The sequence below is a fragment of the Pseudomonas oplopanacis genome, from assembly GCF_057128725.1.
In genome coordinates this window covers 35,554-58,896 of sequence record NZ_JBSKHV010000004.1, presented here as the reverse complement: position 1 = coordinate 58,896, position 23,343 = coordinate 35,554, and the positions used below count along the sequence as shown (strand labels likewise).

Annotated in this window: 10 protein-coding genes; 4 read left to right on the top strand and 6 right to left on the bottom strand. The window is 62.0% G+C overall.

Features of this window, described 5'->3' with window-relative positions; all coding sequences use genetic code 11:
* Positions 1 to 87: 87 nt before the first annotated feature.
* The 5 genes from ACWKV5_RS10555 to ACWKV5_RS10535 are packed head-to-tail and all read right to left on the bottom strand — an operon-like array spanning position 88 to position 6,357.
* The gene (locus ACWKV5_RS10555) at positions 88 to 885 is read right to left on the bottom strand and encodes an enoyl-CoA hydratase/isomerase family protein (RefSeq protein WP_483841232.1); all 798 of its coding nucleotides are present in this window, start codon (positions 883 to 885) and stop codon (positions 88 to 90) included.
* Entirely contained in the window at positions 882 to 2,039 is a 1,158-nt protein-coding gene (atuD, locus tag ACWKV5_RS10550; protein WP_483841231.1) for a citronellyl-CoA dehydrogenase, read from the bottom strand. Before atuD ends, ACWKV5_RS10555 begins: the two co-directional genes overlap by 4 nt.
* Positions 2,040 to 2,064: 25 nt before the next feature.
* On the bottom strand, positions 2,065 to 3,681 hold the full coding sequence (gene atuC / locus ACWKV5_RS10545; protein WP_483841230.1) for a geranyl-CoA carboxylase subunit beta: 1,617 nt from the start codon (positions 3,679 to 3,681) through the stop codon (positions 2,065 to 2,067).
* A 3-nt stretch (positions 3,682 to 3,684) separates the two neighbouring features.
* Positions 3,685 to 4,554 carry an SDR family oxidoreductase gene (locus tag ACWKV5_RS10540; protein ID WP_483841229.1) on the bottom strand — a complete coding sequence of 290 codons (870 nt, stop codon included), beginning with the start codon at positions 4,552 to 4,554 and terminating at the stop codon, positions 3,685 to 3,687.
* Positions 4,555 to 4,566: 12 nt separating this feature from the next.
* A complete protein-coding gene (locus tag ACWKV5_RS10535; protein ID WP_483841449.1) occupies positions 4,567 to 6,357 on the bottom strand; it encodes an acyclic terpene utilization AtuA family protein in 1,791 nt (596 codons plus the stop codon).
* Positions 6,358 to 6,547: 190 nt separating this feature from the next.
* Between ACWKV5_RS10535 and ACWKV5_RS10530 the strand changes: the two genes are divergently transcribed.
* The 3 genes from ACWKV5_RS10530 to ACWKV5_RS10520 all read left to right on the top strand — a co-directional run bounded on the left by ACWKV5_RS10530 (position 6,548) and on the right by ACWKV5_RS10520 (position 9,168).
* Complete coding sequence (locus ACWKV5_RS10530; protein WP_483841228.1) at positions 6,548 to 7,174, top strand: TetR/AcrR family transcriptional regulator; 627 nt, start codon at positions 6,548 to 6,550, stop codon at positions 7,172 to 7,174.
* A 91-nt stretch (positions 7,175 to 7,265) separates the two neighbouring features.
* Positions 7,266 to 8,060, top strand: coding sequence for a substrate-binding periplasmic protein (locus ACWKV5_RS10525; protein WP_483841227.1), 795 nt, complete (start codon positions 7,266 to 7,268; stop codon positions 8,058 to 8,060).
* A 94-nt stretch (positions 8,061 to 8,154) separates the two neighbouring features.
* Entirely contained in the window at positions 8,155 to 9,168 is a 1,014-nt protein-coding gene (locus ACWKV5_RS10520) for a GNAT family N-acetyltransferase (RefSeq protein WP_483841226.1), read from the top strand.
* A 155-nt stretch (positions 9,169 to 9,323) separates the two neighbouring features.
* Here ACWKV5_RS10520 and ACWKV5_RS10515 read toward each other — a convergent pair whose 3' ends face one another.
* Positions 9,324 to 9,872: an RNA polymerase factor sigma-70 gene (locus ACWKV5_RS10515; RefSeq protein ID WP_027925770.1), complete on the bottom strand. Its 549-nt coding sequence runs from the start codon at positions 9,870 to 9,872 to the stop codon at positions 9,324 to 9,326.
* Between the two features lie 381 nt (positions 9,873 to 10,253).
* Here ACWKV5_RS10515 and ACWKV5_RS10510 point away from each other — a divergent pair, with 381 nt between their 5' ends.
* The gene (locus tag ACWKV5_RS10510; RefSeq protein ID WP_483841225.1) at positions 10,254 to 23,237 is read left to right on the top strand and encodes a non-ribosomal peptide synthetase; all 12,984 of its coding nucleotides are present in this window, start codon (positions 10,254 to 10,256) and stop codon (positions 23,235 to 23,237) included.
* Positions 23,238 to 23,343 lie beyond the last annotated feature (106 nt).

Here is a 23,343-nt window from a genome sequence, read left to right as displayed (position 1 = left end):
CGAGCAGGCTCGCTCCCACAGGTTTTGTGAACGACGCATAACCAATGTGGGAGCGAGCCGGCTCCGGGCGGCGTTCCGACGAAGCTTTTAGGTGGCCCACCCCGGTTTTCTTTTTTGCACAAAAGCCATCGTTCCTTCGACGCCTTCCGCCCCCGTCACCGCTTCGCTAAACCACTGCGCCGCGTCATCCAGCAGCGCATCCGACGGTTGTCCGGCGCTCGCCAGCAGCAGTTTTTTTGTCGTCGCATTGGCCCCCGGCGCACAACACAGCACATGGGCGAGGACTTCATCGAGGCGTTCGGCCAGCGCTTGCGCGTCATGCTCGACAAAGTGCACCAGCCCCATGCGCCGCGCCTGCGTACCGTCGAAACGCGCGGCGGTCAACGCCAGGCGTCGAGCCTGGGTCAGGCCGATGCGCTGGACCACAAACGGGGCGATTTGCGCAGGCAGCAAGCCGAGGCTGGTTTCCGGCAATCCGAACTGCGCCAGGTGATCGGCCAGGGCGACGTCACTGACACACGCCAGGCCCAGGCCACCGCCCAACACAGCGCCTTGCAGCACCGTAATCACCACTTGCGGCGCGTGTTGCACCTCTTGCAGCAGTGCGCCGAACGCCCGGTTCAACTCGCGATAGGCGTCCGGACCTTGGGCACGTGCGCTGGCCATGTCCTTGATGTCGCCACCGGCACAGAAATGCCCGCCGGCACCGCCGATCACCAAGGCCCGGACCGCTCGATCATCACGCACCGCCGCAAGGACCGCGCGCAGTTCGGCGACCATCTGCAGACTCATGGCATTGCGGCTTTCCGGGCGATTGAGGGTGATGTGCAGCACGCCGTTATGCGGTTCCAACAGCAACGTCTGGCAATCGGGCAGAGTGCTCATTTCTTTTTCCCCGGCAGGATGCCCATGAGCTTGCAGATGATCCCCAGCATGATTTCATCGGCGCCACCGCCAATCGACACCAGCCGCACGTCGCGGTAAGCGCGTGCGACCGGGTTGTCCCACATGAACCCCATGCCGCCCCAATATTGCAGGCAGCTGTCGCTGACTTCACGGCCCAGGCGCCCGGCCTTGAGTTTGGCCATGGAAGCCAGGCGGGTGACGTCCTGGCCTTTGATGTATTGCTCGGTGGCCTGATAGACCAGCGCCCGCAGGCATTCGATTTCGGTTTGCAGCTCGGCCAGACGGAAGTGGATTACTTGATTGTCGATCAGCGCATTGCCGAAGGTCTTGCGTTCCTTGCAGTACTCGATGGTGCTGTCGACGCAATATTCCAGGCCCTTGATCATGTTCGCCGCGCCGAACAGGCGTTCCTCCTGGAATTGCAGCATTTGCATCATGAACCCGGCGCCTTCATGGCCGATGCGGTTGCGCTGCGGCACACGCACATTGTCGAAAAACACCTGGGCGGTTTCCGAGCTGCGCATGCCGAGCTTGTCCAGGTGCGAACTGAGGCTGATGCCGGGCGTGTTCATCGGCACCATGATCAGCGACTTGTTGATGTGTGGCTTGTCGTCCGAGGTGTTGGCCAGCAGGCAGATGAAATCGGCGCTCGGCGAGTTGGTGATCCACATCTTGCTGCCGTTGATCACGTAGTCATCGCCGTCCTTGCGGGCGGTGGTTTTCAACCCGGCGACGTCGGAGCCGGCACCGACTTCGGAAACGCCGATGCAGCCGACCTGTTCGCCGGTGATGGCCGGGCGCAGGAATTCTTCACGCAACTCATCGGAGCCGAAGCGGGCGAGGGCGGGCGTGCACATGTCGGTCTGCACGCCGATGGACATCGGAATGCCGCCGCAATGGATGGTGCCGAACTCTTCGGCGGCGACGATCGAGTAGCTGTAGTCCAGCCCCATGCCACCGAATTTTTCCGGTTTGGAAATCCCCAGCAGGCCGAGGTCACCGGCCTTGCGGAAGATCTCGTGGATGGGGAAACGACCGGCCTTTTCCCATTCCTCGACGTGCGGGTTGATCTCGTGATCGACGAACTGGCGGACGGTGCGGCGCAGTGCTTCGTGTTCCTGGGTGAAGATCATTTTTATTGTTCTCCTAAAGACCGGTCTAGAACCTGGCGACGCCAAAACTGTTGGTTTGCAGCGGCCGCACTTCGGCCTCGTGACAGATATCCAGCAAGTAACCGAGCAACGTCCGGGTATCCCGCGGATCGATCAGCCCGTCGTCCCACAGATTGGCACTGCCGTAGAGCGCGGTGGACTGACTGTCGAGTTTCTGCGCGGTGACCTGCTCCAGCATGTCGAGCATTTTCGGGTCCGGCACCAGACCGTCCTTGAGCTGTTTGGCCTCGGTGACGATGCGCAGCACCTTGCCGGCCTGGGCGCCGCCCATCACGGCGGTGCGACTGTTGGGCCAGGCGAAGATGAAGCGCGGGTCGAGGCCACGCCCGCACATCGCGTAGTTGCCGGCACCATAAGAGCCGCCGACGACAATCGTCAGTTTCGGTACCCGAGCGTTTGCCACCGCCTGAATCATCTTCGCTCCGTGCTTGATCACGCCTTGCTGTTCCGATTCGGTGCCGACCATGAACCCGGTGGTGTTGTGGAAAAACAGCAGTGGCGTCTGACTCTGGTCGCACAGCTGGATGAATTGCGCGGCCTTGCTCGCGCCCTTGGGCGTGATCGGGCCGTTGTTGCCGATGAAGCCACAGGCACGCCCCTGGATTTTCAGGTGGCCGCAGACGGTCTGCTGATCGAACTCAGCCTTGAATTCGAGGAAGCTCGAACCGTCGGCGATACGCGCGATGATCTCGCGCACGTCATAAGGTTTTTTCGGGTCGTCCGGGATCAGGCCCAGCAGCTCGTCGATGGGGTAGAGCGGCTCTTCCCAGCGATGATCCGGGCGCCAGGGTAACTGATCGTTCCAGGGCAACAAACTGACAATCTCGCGCACCTGACGCACGCCGTCGGCATCGTTCTCGGCCAGGTACTCGGCGGTGCCGGCGGTTTGTGCGTGCATCTCGGCGCCGCCGAGTTCTTCGTCAGTGGCGACTTCACCGGTCGCCGCTTTCAGCAGGGGCGGGCCGGCGAGAAACAGCTTGGCTTTGCCGCGCACGACCACCACGTAATCCGACAGTCCCGGCTGATACGCGCCGCCCGCGGTGGCCGAACCGTGCACCACGGTAATCTGCGGCAATCCCATGGCCGACATCCGCGCCTGATTGGCGAAGCTGCGCGCGCCTTCGACGAAAATGTCCGCGGCGTAATTCAGGTTGGCGCCACCGCTTTCTGCGAGGGTGATCACCGGCAGTTTGTTCTCCATGGCGATCTGTTGCAGGCGCAGGGACTTTTTCAATCCGCTGGGGGAAATGGTCCCGCCCTTGATCGCGCTATTGTTCGCTACCACCAGCACGCGCACGCCGGACACGTAACCGATCCCGGCGATCAAACCACCACCGGCCGCGCTGCCGTCCTTGTCGTCGTGCAGCTTGTAGCCGGCCAGGCTCGCCAGTTCGAGGAACGGCGCGCCGGGGTCGAGCAGCAGGTTAAGCCGTTCACGCGGCAGCAGTTGGCCACGCTTGTCGAATTTCGGCTTGGCTTCGGCAGCCTTGTTCAACAGGTTCTGCTCGAGCTGGCGCACGTGTTCGATCACGGCCAGCATCGCGTCGCGGTTCTGGGCGAACTGCGCGTTGAACGGGTCTACCTGGGATTCAATCACCGGCATGGGCTATTCCTTGTCCTTGAGTACGTCAGGTAAGTACGCGCGGTGAAAACCGTTGTACGACTCACTGTTCGTAGCCTTGTGAATCGGCCACGCCCGCCCGCCGAGGCTGGCAGCGCCGTCGATGCGCAAGGTGCTGCCGCTGACAAACGCCGCGGCCGGGCTGAGCAGGAACACAATCGCCGCGCTGACTTCCGATTCGGTACCGATGCGTTTCAGCGGCACGTGTTCGCGCAAGGTCGGAATTACCGCTTTGAATGCGCCTTCGTAAGTGTCCATGCCACTGGACGCGACCCACCCCGGCGCCACTGCATTGACCCGTACCCCGGCGTAACCCCATTCGAAAGCGGCGGTCTTGGTCAGGTTATCCATGCCCGCACGCGCCGCGCCTGAATGCCCCATGCCGGGCATGCCGCCCCACATGTCGGCGAGCATGTTGACGATGGCGCCGCCATGCTTGCTCATGGATTGATTGAACACTTCCCGGGCCATCAGGAAACCGCCCACCAGATTGGTGCGGACCACGGTTTCGAAACCTTTCTGATTGATCGAGGCCAAGGGGGAAGGGAATTGCCCGCCGGCATTGTTGACCAGCCCATGGATCGGCCCGTATTTGCGAATCAACTCGCTGACCAGGTGCTTGACCGCTTCTTCCTCGCGAATATCGCACGCGGCCCAATCCGCCTTGCCGCCATCTTCGGCAATCTCGGCAGCGACGCTTTTCAACTTGTCGGCCTTGCGCCCGACCAGCAACACATGCGCGCCCAGCGCTGCCAGTTCATGGGCGGTGCAACGGCCGATGCCGCTGCCGCCACCGGTGACAAGAATGGTTTGGCCCGTAAACAGATCGGTTTTGAAGATCGAATCGTAAGCCATGGCGGCAGTCCTCTAGTTGACCTGGTCGGCGATGCGCTGCGGCACCGGAATCTGGATTTCCAGCAGCTGCTGGGCGAAGGCCTTGCCTTGCGGGTCGATCCGCAGGCTGGCCACGCCACCGCCGCCGAGGGCGTTCTCCAGGAGAAAATTCAGGCTGTGGGTGCCGGGCAAATACCAACGCTCCACACGCCCGTGAACGGGGTCGAGGACGTGGCTCATCCAGTCGACCATGACCGCCGGTGTCAGCGCTTCGGCGATCCACGGCAGGTACTCGGGCTCGCGGGCCATGACCCCGATGTTGCTGTGATTGCCTTTGTCGCCGGAGCGCGCGACCGCGAGTTTGATCAGGGCCACGCTGGCGTCGGCGCGGTCGCTGGGCTGCGGTGGGTCGAACGGGGCAGGCAAGTCATCCGGGTCGAGCACATCGACGGCGGGCAGGGCGCAGGGATGGCGCTGGCCGTTGAAATCAATGTCCAGCGTGCAGGCGGTTTTGTCGATAAGGAAGGAGAACAGCCGGATCAGCGGATACACCGTTGGCCGTCCGCCAACAATGCCGGTCAGCCCCGGCGCCATGCCCGTTGCGGCCTGGGCGATTTCCCGGGAGAACACGATCAACGCCTGTTTGCTCGGGTGGCGCACGGCGAGTTTGATCACCACTTCGCGGCTGTCCGTGCGCTGGCCGTGGGGGCCGTACGTGGCCTCGCTGCCGAGCAGTTCGATGCTCACTTCGCTGTAGGGTGCCCAGCCGCGCTGGCGGAAAATATCCGAAGTCTTGTTGATGATCGCTTCGCTGACCCGACGCGCCTTGTCCACCGCATCGATGCCCGCGATCAGGCAACTGGCGGTGCAGCGGAAACCGTCCGGGTATGTCGCGCTGACCTTGTACTGATCGGTCGGCGGCAAGCCCTTGGCGCCGTGTACTTGAACCGCGTTTTTGCCCTGTTGTTGAAGTTTGACCTGAGTGAAATCACAGACCACATCCGGCAGCAGGTAAGCCCGAGGATCGCCGATTTCATAAAGCATTTGCTCGCCGACGGTCAGAGCCGTGACCAGGCCGCCGGAGCCTTGCGGTTTGCTGACGATGAACTGGCCGTCGGCGCTGACTTCGACGATGGGGAAGCCGATGTGTTCGTAGTCGGGCACGTCACGCCAGTCGGTGAAATTACCGCCGGTGCATTGGGCGCCGCATTCGATGATGTGGCCGGCCAGCGCAGCTTGGGCCAGTTTGTCGTAGTCGTGCCAGGACCAGCCAAATTCATGCACCAGTGCAGCGCTGACCACTGCGCTGTCGACCACGCGCCCGGTGATGACGATGTCCGCACCCAGGCGCAAAGCCTCGACGATGCCCGGCGCGCCGAGGTAGGCGTTGGTCGATACGCACAGGGGCGGCAATGGCGCGCCGCTGAACATTTCATGAATGCCCTGGCTGCTCAGCTGTTTGAAGTGCGGTTGCAGGTCATCGCCCAGCAGCACGGCGATTTTCAGCGCCACGCCGGCCTTGTCGCAGGCGGCTTGCAGGGCGGCGGCGCAGGCGAGCGGGTTGACCCCGCCGGCGTTGCTGATGACACGAATGTTTTGTTCGGCAAGTTGCGCCAACAAAGGGCTGAGGACTTCGATGAAGTCGCCCGCATAGCCGGCCTGCGGGTCTTTCATCCGTGCGCCGGCCATGATCGACATCGTGATTTCGGCCAGATAGTCGAAAACCAGGTAGTCCAGGCGTCCGCCTTCCACCAGTTGCGCGGCGGCGGTCGAGGTGTCGCCCCAGAAGGCGCTGGCGCAGCCGATGCGAATCGTTTTAGGCACAGTCAACTGCATAGCCACCTCCCAGTGAAGTGAATCGAGACTACCAAGCAAGCGCTTGGTTTGTAAATGCCTGAAATATCTTCTGCCCGAGCGCTTGCTTGGTTGTCCTTGCCAGCTTAAATTGCCCGCGCAACCCCGTTGTTTTAGCGGCGAGCGGCGTATTTGATTGATCGACTGTAGGAGAGAACGGGTGGACGAGCAAAAAGCCCTGAGGGTCATGCGCGAATTGGTCGACAGCGGCCAATTGACCGACCCGGACAGCGCCCGCGGCAAACTGCTGCAAGTGGCGGCTCACCTGTTCCGCAACAAAGGTTATGAACGCACCACTGTGCGCGATCTGGCGGGTGCCGTGGGCATCCAGTCAGGCAGTATTTTTCATCACTTCAAGAGCAAGGACGAAATCCTTCGCGCCGTGATGGAAGAGACCATCCGCTACAACACCGCGTTGATGCGTGCGGCCCTGGCCGAGTCCGCCAACGTACGCGAACGGGTGCTGGCGCTGATTCGTTGTGAACTGCAGTCGATCATGGGCGGTAGCGGCGAGGCCATGGCGGTGCTGGTGTATGAATGGCGCTCGTTGTCCGAAGACGGGCAGGCGCAGGTATTGGCGCTGCGTGATATTTATGAAGAACTGTGGCTGCAGGTGTTGGGCGAAGCCAAAGAGGCAGGTTTCATTCGCGGCGATGTGTTCATCACGCGGCGTTTCCTGACGGGCGCATTGTCCTGGACCACCACCTGGTTTCGCGCTGACGGCAGCATGAGCCTCGATCAATTGGCCGAGGAAGCCTTGATTCTCGTGCTGGAAGAAAAACAATAAGGTTGTGCCAATCTAAGGAAACTGGCTAAGTGGCCGAAACCGCCTAGCTTGAATGCATTGATGCGTATTTTTTGGGGAGTGGGTTGTTTTGATGTCTTCGCCAATCAGGATGGCTTCGCAGCTTTTGCTGGCGTCGCTTGCGGCGCTCTGGGTATTGCCGTCCCACGCGGCACAACTGGTACGAGTGGGGGCGGCGCATTTTCCGCCCTATACCATTCGCCCGGAAACCGGTGTCGACACCGGCCTGCTGCCACAGCTGGTCGAGGCGTTGAATCGCGAGCAAAGCGATTATCAATTTGTCCTGGTGCCCACTTCCATTCCACGGCGCTTTGGTGATTTCAAGCAGGGTCGGGTCGATATGGCGATTTTCGAAAACCCGGATTGGGGGTGGAAGGACATTCCGCACATCGACGTCGATATGGGGCTTGAAGACGCCGAGATTTTTGTCGCGCAACGCCTGCCGGATCGGCAGCAGAACTATTTTGCCGACCTCTCCGGCAAGCGGCTGGCCCTGTTCAGCGGCTATCACTACGAATTCGCCAACTTCAATGCCGACCCGAAATTCCTCGCGCAAAACTACAACGCGACGCTGACCTATTCCCACGACAGCAATTTGCTGATGGTGCTGCGCGGGCGGGCGGACATTGCCCTGGTGACGCGCTCGTACCTGAGCGATTACCTGCTGCGCAACGAGAAAGTCGGCGATCAGCTGTTGGTGTCCCAGCGCATCGATCAGGTCTATCACCACTACGCCATCCTCCGTCCCTCCGCGCCCATCACTGGCGAAGCGTTCGGCAAGTTGCTGCAAGGATTGCGCGACAACGGCCAGATGCTGAAGATTTTCGATCCATACAAAATCGCCGTGGTGCCGGTGCCGCGAAACTGATTTCGCGCCACAGTATTTACGCACTTGTCTTAAATTTCCGGCCCCGGCTCACGTCACATCGTTGAACTGTCGACGATTAACGTGAGCCCGACCCATGCCCGATTTGATTGACCTGACTGCGCTGGCCTTGCCAGCCGAAGGGCCGCTTGTAGCGGATGAAAGCGAAAATCGCCTGCACCTCAGCCTGCAAGGGCTGCCGTTGATTCAGCTGCGCCTGACCCGCGAGCCCGAGTTACAGGTGCAGGTGGAAGAGCACTTTGGCCAACCGCTCGGACATGGCATCCGGACGGCGTGTTATTGGCTGTTTGCCCGTGATCCTGCTTGCCAGCGCCTGACCTGGCAACTCGATGAAGTCCCCGACGATGCACTGCTCAGCGGATTGCTGATTCCTACCGAAGTCGCCGGCCAGTATCACTGCCTGCGCACCCTGTTCTGGCAATTGCCTCAGCCATGGCTGGGTGAATCGCTGACCGTCGGTTATCCGCAGCATAAGGTCATCAGCAACGGCAAGCGTCATCCACTGCGCCCACCGAAGCCGCAGGGCGAAGTCTATCGGCGCTTTGATGCGCATCTCGGTGCCTGGATTTCCCTGCGCACGGTGGACATTGAATTGGACCTGGAACGTTTCAATCGCTGGCAGAACAGCCCGCGCGTGGCGAGTTTCTGGCAGGAGGAGGGCAGTCTCGAACAGCATCGTGACTACCTGGACAAACTGGCGGCGGACCCGCACACGGTAACGCTGATCGGCTGTTTCGATGATCAGCCGTTTGCCTACTTCGAAGCGTATTGGGCCAAGGAAGACCGCATCGCGCCGTTCTATGACGTCGATGATTACGACCGTGGCATCCACATGCTGGTGGGTGAAGAAAATCACCGGGGGCCGCACAAAGTGGCGAGCTGGTTATCGGCGCTGGTGCATTACCTGTTTCTCGACGATCCGCGCACGCAGCGGGTGGTGGCCGAGCCTCGCGCCGATAACGCGAAGATGATCGGGCATATGCAGGGGCAGGGTTTTTACTGCGAGAAGGAGTTCGACTTCCCGCACAAGCGCGCGGCGTTGATGGTGGTGGGGCGGGAGCGGTTTTTTGATCGGTGTGCTTTGGCTTGATGCTTAAGGCTCAGGACCTGCATGGGTCTTGAGTCTGCCTTCGCGAGCAGGCTCGCTCCCACAGGGGATCTCCAGTGAACACACAATTTGTGTGCACCAAGGATCAAATGTGGGAGCGAGCCTGCTCGCGAATGGGGCGACGCCGATTTCAGCTCTTAGCGACGAGCAAAAGTATCCGCCCGACTCCCCGACACCTTGCGGCAATGCACCAGCGCATCACGAATCATGAAGTTCACCAGGGTCGGCGATACGCCGAGTTCCTTGGCGATGTCCTTCTGCGGCACCCCGTGCAGGCGGTACATCTCGAAGGCGTAACGGGTGCGGCTCGGCAACTCCGTCAGCGCATCGGCAATGTGCTCGAGGGTCGAGAAATTGATGTGCGAGGTTTCAGGTGAAGCGCCTTGAATCACCACGTTCAGACCTTCCTCTTCAGGGCCGGAATACTTCTGCTCCAGCGCCTGCTTGCGGTAATGGTCGATCGCCAGGTTGCGCACGATCTGGAACAGGTAGCTGAGCTGAGCCTTGAACGAGGACGTGATCGCCGGTGCTGATTGCAGCCGGAAAAATGCATCCTGCACCACGTCTTCAGCGCGTGACCTGCAACCGGTAATGCGGGCTGCAATCTTGACCAGAATCAGTCGATTGTCGACGAAGGCCTGAAGTAGCGGTGAATCGCACCTGCTTGTGGATACTTGTTCCGTCATGGAAATCACCCTGCTGCCAATAGGTTGGTGGGACGGCACGAAACCTGCGCCGTCCGACACGTCGAGCGACAAATTAGGCTGAATGATAATGATTGTCAATTGAGAAAGAGAAGTAATGCGCCTCGTTGGTGCAAAGTGCGAACTGCCGCACGCCGACGCCCTCGCTTGCACCACCCATCCCCGCTGGCTATCCGGCCTGTCGACTAATTATTTGCAGACGTCATCCGTTCTCATTGGTGAAAGGCTCCGGGCGAATCCCGGCCACAGCCGCATTCCCAATGCCTTGCGCGGTCGGCGAAGACCGCGTCCTGCACGCCTTCCCATGGGCGTGACGCCAGAAAACCGATTCCACTTGCAAGCCGAAATCAGGCAGGAAAACTCATGACCGACGCGTTCGAACTCCCAAGCACACTGGTCCAAGCTTTACAGCGCCGCGCGGCCCTGACGCCGGATCGGGTGGCCTTGCGTTTTCTTGCCGACACCCCGGATCAGGCTGTAGTCCTCAGCTATCGCGAACTGGATCGGCGTGCGCGAACCATTGCCGGTGCGTTGCAAGCCGAGGCGGAATTTGGCGATCGCGCGGTGCTGCTGTTTCCCAGTGGCCCGGATTACGTCGCCGCGTTTTTTGGCTGCCTGTATGCGGGGGTGATTGCGGTGCCGGCCTATCCGCCGGAATCGGCCAAACGTCATCATCAGGAACGCCTGCTGTCGATCATCAGCGATGCCGAGCCGCGCTTGCTGCTGACCAGCGCCGATCTGCGCGACGCGTTACAGCAGATCGAAGGCGCGCCGCCGCTGCTCTGCGTCGATACCCTCAATGTGGAACTGGCGGATCGCTGGGTCGAACCAAACCTCGAAGGCGACCACATCGCCTTCCTGCAATACACCTCCGGTTCCACCGCATTGCCCAAAGGCGTGCAAGTCAGCCACGGCAATCTGGTGGCCAACGAATTGCTGATTCGCCACGGCTTTGGCATTGATCTGAACCCTGACGACGTGATCGTCAGCTGGCTGCCGCTGTACCACGACATGGGTTTGATCGGCGGTCTGTTACAGCCGATTTTCAGCGGCGTACCGTGCGTGCTGATGTCGCCGGCGTACTTCCTCGGCCGGCCGTTGCGCTGGCTGGAAGCGATCAGCGAGTACGGGGGCACGATCAGCGGCGGGCCGGATTTTGCCTATCGGCTGTGCAGCGAGCGGGTCAGCGAGTCGGCGTTGGAGCGACTCGACCTGAGCGGCTGGCGTGTGGCGTATTCCGGTTCCGAGCCGATTCGTCTCGATACCCTGGAGCGCTTCACCGAGAAATTCGCCCCGTGCGGTTTTACCCCGGACAGTTTCATGGCGTCCTACGGCTTGGCCGAAGCGACGCTGTTCGTGGCCGGCAGCCCTCGTGGCCGGGGCATTGGCAACCTGCGCGTGGACGATCAAGCCATGGCGCAAAACCGTGCGGAACCGGGCGAGGGCAGCGCGATCATGAGTTGTGGTATCAGCCAGCCGGATCACGCGGTGCTGATTGTCGATCCGGTTGCGCTCACTGAACTGGCCGACAACGCTGTCGGTGAAGTCTGGGCCACCGGGCCGAGCATTGCCCTCGGCTATTGGCGCAACCCCGAGGCCAGCGCCAAGACCTTCGTACAGCACAACGGCCAGACCTGGTTGCGCACCGGTGACCTGGGGTTTATGCGCGACGCTGAACTGTTCATCACCGGGCGCCTGAAGGACCTGCTGATCGTTCGCGGTCATAACCTTTATCCACAGGACATTGAGCAAACCATTGAGCGGGAAGTGGAGGTGGTGCGCAAAGGTCGCGTCGCTGCATTCGCGGTCAATATCGACGGTCAGGAAGGCATTGGCATCGCCGCGGAAATCAGCCGCAGCGTGCAGAAAATCCTGGCGCCCGAAGCGCTGATCAAAGCCATCCGCCAAGCCGTGGCCGAGGCGTATCAAGAAGCGCCGAGCGTGGTGGTGCTGCTGAATCCGGGCGCGCTGCCCAAGACATCGAGCGGCAAGTTGCAACGCTCGGCGTGCCGCAATCGTCTGGCGGATGGGAGTCTCGACAGCTATGCGCTGTTTCCGTCAGCGGCCACCGAGCGTGAAGCAAACACCGAAACCGCTTCTGAGTTGCAAACCCTGATCGGCCAGATCTGGTGCGAACAATTGCAGGTCAAACAGATCCATGCCGACGACCACTTCTTCCTGCTCGGCGGCAACTCCATCGCCGCCACCCAAGTAGTCGCGCGTCTGCGCGAAGCACTCGGCCTGGAGCTGAACCTGCGCCTGTTGTTCGAAGCGCCGACTCTCGGCGCATTCGCCAATGCAGTGGCTCAGCAACAACAGGATGGCGGCCTCGCCCAAGGCGCGATCACCCCGTTGCCGCGCACCGACGCCATGCCGCAATCCCTGGCGCAAAACCGCCTGTGGATCACCTGGCAACTCGACCCGCACAGCAGCGCCTACAACATTCCCGGTGCGTTGCGCTTGCGTGGTGAATTGGATGAAGACGCGCTGCGCGCCAGTTTCCAGCAACTGATCGAGCGCCACGAATCCCTGCGCACGCGGTTCTTCGAGCGTGACGGCGTGGCGCTGCAACAGGTGGATGCAGCCACCCGGTTCAACCTGCAATTGATCGACATCAGCGACCTGCCGGCCGCCGAGCGTGAAGCCCGCGCCGAGCAGATCCGTGAGGACGAAGCGCGTACCCAGTTCGATCTGGAGAAAGGCCCGCTGCTGTGGGTGACGCTGGTGCGCCTCGACGATGAAGATCACCAGTTGCTGGTAACGATGCACCACATCATCGCCGACGGTTGGTCGCTGAACGTGTTGATCGACGAGTTCTCACGCCTGTACGCCGCTGCATCCCAGGGACAGCAAGCAACACTTCCCGCCTTGCCGACCCAGTATGCCGACTACGGCAGTTGGCAGCGCCAATGGCTGGTGCAAGGGGAGGGTGAACGACAACTGGCTTACTGGAAAGCCCGGTTGGGCGATGAGCAGCCGACGCTCAACCTGGCCACCGACCACCCGCGTTCGGCACAGCACACTCACAGCGCGGCGCGTTATTCCGTCAAGCTGGACGCGACCTTGAGCGACGCCATTCGCCGGACCGCGCAGGTGCATGAATCAACCCCGTTCATGCTGCTGCTCGCCGCGTTCCAGAGCCTGTTGCACCGCTACAGTGGCCAGCGCGACATCCGCATCGGCGTGCCGAATGCCAACCGTCCACGCCTGGAAACACAGGGTCTGATCGGCTTCTTCATCAACACCCAGGTGCTGCGTGCCGAAGTGGATTCGCGGCAGCCTTTTGTTGAGCTGTTGGCGCAAACCCGGCAGAACGCATTGGGCGCCCAGGCGCATCAGGACCTGCCGTTCGAACAACTGCTCGAAGCGTTCCCGCAAGCCCGTGAACAAGGTCTGTTCCAGGTCATGTTCAACCACCAGCAACGGGACTTGAGCGCACTGCGCCGGTTGCCGGGATTGCTTGCCGAAGAGCTGCCGTGGCACAGCCGCGAAGCCAAGTTCGACCTGCAACTGCACAGCGAGGAAGACCAAAAGGGTCGCCTCAGCTTGTCTTTCGACTACGCCAGCGAACTGTTCGACGCATCGACCATTGCGCGTCTGGCCGAACACTTCAGCAACCTTTTGCGCGCCATTTGCGAACAACCCGACACGGCCATCGGCGACCTGCCGCTGCTGACGTCGAGCGAGCACGCTCAGCAAGCAGCCTGGAACGCTGAGCCTTGCACGCCGGCCAGCCAATGGCTGCCGCAACGGCTCAACGAACAGGCAAAACTGACACCGGAACGCACCGCCCTGCTGTGGGACGGTGGCGCCATGGACTTCGCCGACCTGCACACCCGAGCCAACCGCCTCGCGCATTACCTGCGCGACAAAGGCGTCGGCCCGGACGTGTGCGTGGCCATCGCTGCGCAACGCTCGCCGCAATTGCTGATCGGCCTGCTGGCGATCATCAAGGCCGGTGGCGCGTATGTGCCGCTGGACCCGGACTACCCGGCCGAACGCCTGGCCTACATGCTCGGCGACAGCGGCGTCGACTTGCTGCTGACCCAAACCGGGTTGCTTGAACATCTGCCGGCCACCGAGGGCGTCAGCGTGATTGCCATGGACGCGCTCAACCTCGACGGTTGGCCGAGCCATGCGCCGGGGCTGCATTTGCATGGCGACAACCTCGCCTACGTGATCTACACCTCGGGTTCCACCGGTCAGCCGAAGGGCGTCGGCAACACTCACGCGGCGTTGGCCGAGCGACTGCAATGGATGCAAGACACCTATCGCCTGAATGACACCGACGTGCTGATGCAAAAGGCGCCGATCAGTTTCGACGTGTCGGTGTGGGAATGCTTCTGGCCGCTGATCACCGGCGCCCGTTTGCTGATGGCCGGCCCCGGTGAACACCGTGACCCGCATCGCATTGCGCAGTTGGTCCAGCAGTACGGCGTGACCACGCTGCACTTCGTACCGCCCTTGCTTTCGTTGTTCATCGACGAACCGCTCACTGCTGAATGCACCAGCCTGCGCCGCGTATTCTCCGGCGGCGAAGCCTTGCCGGCAGAACTGCGCAACCGTGTGCTGGAACAATTACCCGCCGTGCAGCTGCACAATCGTTATGGTCCGACCGAGACCGCGATCAACGTCACCCACTGGCAGTGCACCACCGCCGATGGTGAGCGTTCGCCGATTGGCCGTCCGTTGGGCAACGTCATCTGCCGCGTGCTCGACGACGACCTCAACCCCGTACCGGCGGGCGTACCCGGTGAGTTGTGCATCAGCGGCATCGGGCTGGCGCGCGGTTATCTGGGGCGTCCTGGCCTGACCGCCGAACGTTTTGTCGTTGATCCGCTGGGCGAGCAGGGCGCACGCCTGTATCGCACCGGCGACCGTGCGCGCTGGACCGCCGACGGCGTGATCGAATACCTCGGCCGGCTCGATCAGCAGGTCAAATTGCGCGGCTTCCGTGTCGAGCCGCAGGAGATTGAAGCGCGGTTGCTGGCGCAGAATGGCGTCGCGCAAGCCGTGGTGCTGGTGCGCGAGACGGCGGTCGGCGGGCAGTTGATCGGTTACTTCACCACCACAGAAACCAGCGAAACCGAAGACGCCCAGACCACACGCCTGATCACCGCGCTAGGGGCCGAGCTGCCGGAATACATGGTTCCGGCGCAGCTGATGCGCCTGGAGCAAATGCCCCTGAGCCCGAGCGGCAAGCTCGACCGTCGCGCCTTGCCCGAGCCGCAATGGCAAGTGCGTGAACACGTCGAACCGGTCACTGCGCTGGAACAACAGATCGCCGGCATCTGGCGCGAAGTGCTGGGCCAGACGCAAATCGGTCTGCGCGACGACTTCTTCGCCCTTGGCGGGCACTCGTTGCTGGCCACACAAATCATTTCCCGCACCCGCCAGGCCTGCGACGTCGAATTGCCGTTGCGTGCGTTGTTCGAGAACAGTGAACTGGGCGCGTTTGCCGAGCAGGTTCGGCTGATTCAGGTCAGCGGACACACCAACAAGCAACCGCCGATCGAGCAAGTCGACCGCAGCCAACCGGTGCCGCTGTCGTATTCGCAGCAGCGCATGTGGTTCCTCTGGCAGATGGAACCGGACAGCCCGGCGTACAACGTCGGTGGCATGGCGCGGTTGCGTGGCGTGCTCGATGTCGGGCGTTTCGAAGCGGCGCTGCAAGCGCTGATCATGCGCCACGAAACCCTGCGCACCACGTTCCCGAGCGTCGACGGCGTGGCCCGGCAACAGGTGCATGGGCAAACCGGAATGCGCATGGACTGGAAGGATTTTTCCGCACTGGCGGGTGAAGTCCGCGAGCAACGCGTCCAGCAACTGGCTGACGACGAGGCGCATACGCCGTTCGATCTGGAAACCGGCCCGCTGCTGCGTGCCTGCCTGGTCAAGACCGCCGAGCACGAACATTACCTGGTGCTGACCCTGCACCACATCGTCACTGAAGGCTGGGCGATGGACATCTTTGCCCGGGAGCTGAGCGCGCTTTACGAAGCCTTCGTCGATGACCGCGAATCACCGCTGGCGCCGCTGCCGGTGCACTACCTCGATTACAGCGTGTGGCAACGGCAGTGGCTGGAGTCCGGCGAGCGTCAGAGCCAACTCGATTACTGGACGGCGCAACTGGGCCGTGAACACCCGCTGCTGGAACTGCCGGCGGACCGTCCGCGTCCACCGGTGCAAAGCCATCAAGGCGAACTGTTCCGTTTCGACCTGAGCGATGATTTGGCGGCACGCGTGCGCGCCTTTAACGCGCAAAACGGTTTGACCCTGTTCATGACCATGACCGCCGCGCTGGCCGTGCTGCTTTACCGCTACAGCGGCCAGACAGACCTGCGTATTGGTGCGCCGGTGGCCAACCGGATTCGCCCGGAAAGCGAAGGGCTGATCGGTGCGTTCCTCAACACCCAAGTGCTGCGTTGCCAACTCGATGGGCAGATGTCCGTCGGTGAATTGTTCGAGCAGGTGCGCCACACCGTGATCGAAGGCCAGTCCCATCAGGACCTGCCGTTTGATCATCTGGTGGAAGCGTTGCAGCCACCGCGCAGCGCCGCGTACAACCCGCTGTTCCAGGTGATGTGCAACGTGCAGCGCTGGGAGTTCCAGCAGAGCCGCACCCTGGCCGGCATGACCGTCGAGTACCTGGCCAACGATGCGCGGGCGACCAAGTTCGACCTCAACCTGGAAGTCACCGACCTCGATCATCGTCTCGGTTGCTGCCTGACCTACAGCACAGATTTGTTCGATGAACCGCGCATCGCGCGCATGGCCGGACATTGGCGCAATCTGCTGGAAGCGTTGCTGACCGATCCGCAACAGCGTCTCAGTGAGCTGCCGTTGCTGGACACCCGTGAGCAGCAACACCTGCTCGATAGCCTTGGCGTCGAACCGGGCGAGCATCGCCTCGATCAGTGCATTCATCACCTGTTCAGCGAGCAGGCACTGGCCCGCAAAGACGCGCCGGCCCTGACTTTTGCCGGGCAAACCCTGAGTTATGCCGAACTCGACAGCCGCGCCAATCAACTGGCCTGGATGCTTCGCGAGCGTGGCGTTGGCCCGCAGGTGCGTGTCGGCCTGGCGCTTGAGCGGTCGCTGGAAATGGTCATCGGCCTGCTGGCGATTCTCAAGGCTGGCGGTGCCTATGTGCCGCTGGACCCGGAATATCCGCTGGACCGTTTGCACTACATGATTGAAGACAGCGGTATCGGTCTACTACTCAGCGATGCAGCGATGTTCGAAGCGCTGGGCGAGTTGCCAACAACGGTCGCGCGCTGGTGCCTGGAAGAGGACACGGCCGGGCTGGTCAATTACCCGACCACCGAGCTGCCGTTTATCAGCCTGCCGCAACATCAGGCCTACCTGATTTACACCTCCGGTTCCACCGGCAAGCCGAAAGGGGTGGTGGTGTCTCACGGTGAAATCGCCATGCACTGCCAAGCGGTGATCGAACGCTTCGGCATGCGTCCGGACGACTGCGAGCTGCATTTCTATTCGATCAACTTCGATGCCGCGACCGAGCGTTTACTCGTGCCGTTGCTGAGCGGTGCGCAAGTGGTGTTGCGAGCGCAAGGGCAGTGGGATGCGCAAGAAATCTGCGAGCTGATTCGGCAACATCACATCAACATCCTCGGCTTCACCCCGAGCTATGGCAGCCAGTTGGCGCAATGGCTGGCGACCCAGGGCGAAACCCTGCCGGTGCGCATGTGCATCACCGGCGGCGAGGCCCTGACCGGCGAGCACTTGTCGCGGATTCGCGCAGCCTTCAAGCCCAGCCTGTTTTTCAATGCTTACGGCCCGACCGAAACCGTAGTCATGCCGCTGGCCAGTCTCGCGCCTGAACAGCTGGAAGAAGGCTTGGGCAGCGTGCCGATTGGCAGCGTGATCGGTGCGCGGGTGGCTTACATTCTCGACGCCGACCTGGCGTTGGTTCCACAAGGCGCGACCGGCGAGTTGTACGTCGGCGGCGCCGGTCTGGCGCAGGGTTATCACCAGCGTCCGGGCATGACCGCCGAACGTTTTGTCGCCGATCCGTTCGCCAACAATGGCGGACGCCTGTACCGCACCGGCGACCTGGTGCGTCAGCGTGCCGACGGGTTGGTGGAATACCTCGGACGCATCGACCATCAAGTGAAGATTCGCGGTTTCCGCATCGAGTTGGGCGAGATCGAAACGCGCCTGCTGGAACATGAATCGATCCGTGAAGCCGTGGTGCTGGCCCTCGACGCACCGAGCGGCAAGCAACTGGTGGGCTATCTGGTGACGGAGGTCGCCGAGCAGGACGAAGCGCAACGAGCCGAACTGCGCGAATCCCTCAAGTCGCACCTCAAATCCCAACTGCCGGATTACATGGTGCCCACGCACCTGATCCTGCTGGCCAGCATGCCGCTGACCGCCAACGGCAAACTGGACCGCCGTGCATTGCCGGCACCGGACCCGGAGCTGAATCGTCAGCAGTATGTTGCACCGAGCAATGCACTTGAACTGACCCTGGCCGCGATCTGGTGCGAAGTGCTGAACGTCGGGCAGGTCGGGCTCAACGACAATTTCTTCGAACTGGGCGGCGATTCGATTCTGTCGATCCAGGTGGTCAGCCGCGCGCGGCAACAGGGCATCCATTTCAGCCCGCGTGACCTGTTCCAGCACCAGACTGTGCAGACTCTGGCCGCGGTGGCGACCCGTACTGGACAGGTCACCGCCGAGCAAGGCTTGCTCACCGGCGAGTCGCGTCTGACGCCGATCCAGCATTGGTTCTTCGATACCGACATCCCCGAGCGCCAACACTGGAACCAGGCGTTGCTGCTGGAACCGACAATGGCGTTGGAGCCCCATCGCCTGGAGCAAGCGCTGCTGGCGGTGATCGAACAGCACGACGCCTTGCGCCTGCACTTCACCCAAACCGATGCGCACTGGCGCGCCGAACACCAACCGCTGTCCGATGTCCCCGTGCTGTGGCAAGTACGTGTTTCGTCGATGGACCAATGCACCGCGCTGTTCGCCGATGCCCAGCGCAGCCTTGATCTCGAAGCGGGGCCGTTGCTGCGTGCGCTGCTGATCGATGGGCCTGAGGGACAACAACGGCTGTTCATCGCCATTCACCACCTGGTGGTCGACGGCGTTTCATGGCGCGTGCTGCTGGATGATCTGCAAACGGTTTACCGGCAACTGGACGCGCAACAATCGGTCAACCTGCCGGCGAAAACCAGTGCCTTCAAGGACTGGGCGGCGCGCTTGCAGGCGTACGCTGGCAGCGAATCCCTGCGCGAAGAACTGAGCTGGTGGCAGGCGCAACTGGCCGGCCCACGCGTTGAATTGCCCTGCGAGCGTCCTCAGGGCGGCCAGCAGAATCGTCACGCGCACACCGTCAGCGTGCGCCTTGATAGCGAGCGCACTCGCCAATTGCTGCAACAGGCGCCGAGCGCGTACCGCACGCAAGTCAACGACCTGCTGCTGACGGCACTGGCCCGCGTGCTGTGCCGCTGGAGCGGCGACGAATCGACCCTGATTCAACTGGAAGGCCACGGCCGCGAAACCCTGTTCGAAGAGATCGACCTGACCCGCACCGTGGGCTGGTTCACCAGCGCCTATCCGTTGCAACTGACCCCGATCGGCGGGCAGGGCGACTCGATCAAGGCGATCAAGGAACAACTGCGCGCCGTGCCGCACAAAGGTTTGGGGTATGGCGTGTTGCGTTATCTGGCCGACGACCTCTGCCGACAGGCGATGGCCGGGCTGCCGGCAGCGCCGATCACCTTCAACTACCTCGGTCAGTTCGACCAGAGCTTTGGCGTGGATGCCTTGTTCCGTCCGCTGGATGAAGCGGTCGGCGAGGCCCACGATCCGCACGCGCCGCTGCCCAATGAGCTGAGCGTCGACAGTCAGGTCTACGGCGGTGAACTGGTGCTGCGCTGGACCTTCAGCGCCGAACGCTATGACCCGCAAACTATCTCCGACCTGGCTGACGCTTACGTACGTGAACTGCACAGCCTGATCGAACATTGCCTGCAAGACGAGGCGGGTGGCCTGACACCGTCGGACTTCCCGCTGGCGAAACTGACCCAGACGCAACTCGACGCGCTGCCGGTTCCGGCCGCCGTGATCGAAGACGTCTACCCGCTGACCCCGATGCAGGAAGGCATGCTGTTGCACACCTTGCTGGAGCCGGGTACCGGGCTCTACTACATGCAGGACCGCTACCGCATCAACAGCGAGCTTGATCCGCAGCGTTTCGCCCAGGCCTGGCAAGCGGTGATTGCCCGTCACGAAGCCTTGCGTGCGTCGTTCTGCTGGAACGTCGGCGAAGACATGCTGCAGGTTATCCACAAGCCGGGCAGCACACCGATCGAGTACCTCGACTGGAGCGCGATGCCCGAAACCGAGCAGGAACCGACGTTGCAGGCCCTGCTGAAAAGCGAGCGTGAGGCCGGGTTCGATCTGCTCAATCAGGCCCCGTTCCACCTGCGCCTGATCAAGGTCGGTGCGGCGCGTTACTGGTTCATGATGAGCAACCACCACATCCTGATCGATGCCTGGTGCCGTTCGTTGTTGATGAACGATTTCTTCGAGATCTACACGGCCCTCGGTGAAGGCCGCGAGGCGCAACTGGCCGTGCCGCCACGGTATCGCGACTACATCGGCTGGCTGCAACGCCAGAGCCTGACTGACGCGCGGCAGTGGTGGAAAACCAACCTGCAGGGCTTCGAACGCACTACGCCGATCCCGAGTGATCGACCGTTCCTGCGCGAACACGCCGGCGACAGCGGCGGCATGATCGTCGGCGACCGCTACACCCGGCTTGATGCCCGTGACGGTGCGCAATTGCGTGAATTGGCGCAGGCGTATCAGCTGACCATCAACACCTTCGCCCAAGCGGCGTGGGCGCTGGTGCTACGGCGCTTGAGCGGTGATCGCGACGTGCTGTTCGGTGTCACCGTGGCCGGGCGCCCGGTGGACATGCCGCAGATGCAACGCACCGTGGGGCTGTTCATCAACAGCATCGCGCTGCGGGTGAAAATGCCCGAAGACGATCAGCGTTGCAGCGTGCGCCAATGGCTCAGCGGTTTGCTCGACAGCAACATGCAGCTGCGCGAGTACGAATACCTGCCATTGGTGAGCATTCAGGAACACGGTGAACTGCCCAAAGGTCAGCCGCTGTTCGACAGTCTGTTCGTGTTCGAAAACGCCCCGGTGGAAGTGTCGGTGCTGGACCGTGCGCAAAGCCTCAACGCGACCTCGGACTCGGGCCGCACCCACACCAACTTCCCGCTGACGGCTGTGTGCTATCCGGGCGATGACTTGGGCCTGCACCTGTCTTACGACCAGCGTTATTTCGACGAATCGACCATCGAGCGCATGCTCGGTGAGTTCAAGCGCTTGCTGCTGGCGCTGGTCGAAGGGTTCCATGGCGACATGGCCGACTTGCCGTTGCTGGGGGGCGAGGAGCAGGAATTCCTCATCCATGGTTGCAACCAGAGCGAACACGATTACCCGCTGGAACAGAGCTATGTCGCGTTGTTCGAAGCGCAAGTTGCTCGGCATCCGCAACGGATCGCCGCGAGTTGCCTCGATCAGCAACACAGCTACGTCGAACTGAACCAGCGCAGCAACCGCCTCGGTCACGCCCTGATCGCCGCCGGTGTCGGGCTGGATCAACCGGTGGCGTTGCTGGCCGAACGTAATCTCGATCTGCTCGGCATGATCATTGGCAGCTTCAAGGCAGGGGCGGGGTATCTGCCGCTGGACCCGGGGTTGCCGAGTCAACGTCTGAGCCGGATCATCGATCTGAGCCGTACGCCGTTGCTGGTGTGCACTCAGGCCTGCCGCGAACAGGCGCTGGCGTTGCTGGATGAGTTCGGTTGCGCCCAGCGGCCTAAATTGTTGGTCTGGGAAGAGGTCCAGGCGAGCACTGTTTCGGTGGGCAATCCAGGCATTTATAGCGGGCCGGATAACCTCGCCTACGTGATCTACACCTCGGGCTCCACCGGTTTGCCCAAAGGCGTGATGGTCGAGCAGCGCGGCATGCTCAATAACCAGTTGAGCAAGGTGCCGTACCTGAACCTCAGTGATGCCGACGTGATCGCCCAGACTGCCTCGCAAAGCTTCGATATTTCGGTCTGGCAGTTCCTCGCCGCGCCGTTGTTCGGTGCGCGGGTGGACATCGTGCCAAACACCATCGCCCATGATCCACAGGGGCTGTTGGCGCATGTGTCGGCGCAAGGCATCACCGTGCTGGAAAGCGTGCCGTCGCTGATCCAGGGCATGCTTGCCCAGGAGCGCATGAGCCTCGACGGTCTGCGCTGGATGCTGCCGACCGGTGAGGCGATGCCGCCGGAACTGGCGCACCAATGGCTGTTGCGTTACCCGCAGATCGGCTTGGTGAACGCTTATGGCCCGGCGGAATGCTCGGACGACGTGGCGTTCTTCCGCGTCGACCTGGCCTCGACGCGCGGCAGCTATTTGCCGATTGGTACACCGACCGACAACAACCGTTTGTACCTGCTCGATGGCGCGCTGGAACTGGTGCCGCTGGGTGCGGTGGGCGAGTTATGCGTGGCCGGCACCGGTGTCGGTCGCGGCTATGTGAGTGATCCGTTGCGCACGGCGCAGGTGTTTGTGCCGAACCCGTTTGGGGCGCCGGGGGATCGGTTGTATCGCACTGGCGACCTGGCCCGTCGTCGCAGTGACGGGGTGCTGGAGTACGTCGGGCGCATCGACCATCAAGTGAAGATTCGCGGATACCGCATCGAACTGGGGGAAATCGAGGCGCGCCTGCATGAACAGCCGGAGGTCCGCGAGGCGGCGGTGGGGGTGCAGGAAGGGGTGAATGGCAAACATCTGGTCGGCTATTTGGTCGAGGCTGATTCCGCCTTGAGTCCGAGCGAACGACTGGAACGCATCAAGCAACGCCTGCGCGCCGAATTGCCGGAATACATGGTGCCGCTGCACTGGTTGTGGCTGGATCGCATGCCGCTCAACGCCAACGGCAAACTTGATCGCAAGGCGCTGCCGGCGCTGGAGATCGGCCAGTTGCAGAGCCAGGACTATCTGGCTCCGCGTAATGATCTGGAGCAGACGCTGGCGGCCATTTGGGCTGAAGTGTTGAAGGTCGAGAAGGTCGGTGTGCGCGACAACTTCTTCGAGCTGGGTGGGCATTCGTTGCTGGCGACGCAGATTGCGTCGCGGGTGCAGAAAGCGCTGCAACGGGATGTGCCGCTGCGGGCGATGTTCGAGTGCAGCACGGTGGCGGAGTTGGCGGAATACATTGATGGGTTGGCGGCGAATGACATTACCGAGGAGAAGGTGGATCGGCTGAATGACCTGATGGCTGAGTTGGAGGGGTTCTGATTCTTTAGCGTCTGGTAAGGCCTCTTCGCGAGCAGGCTCGCTCCCACATTGGAATGCAATTACCTGTGGGAGCGAGCTTGCTCGCGATGGGGCCGGTACAGACACT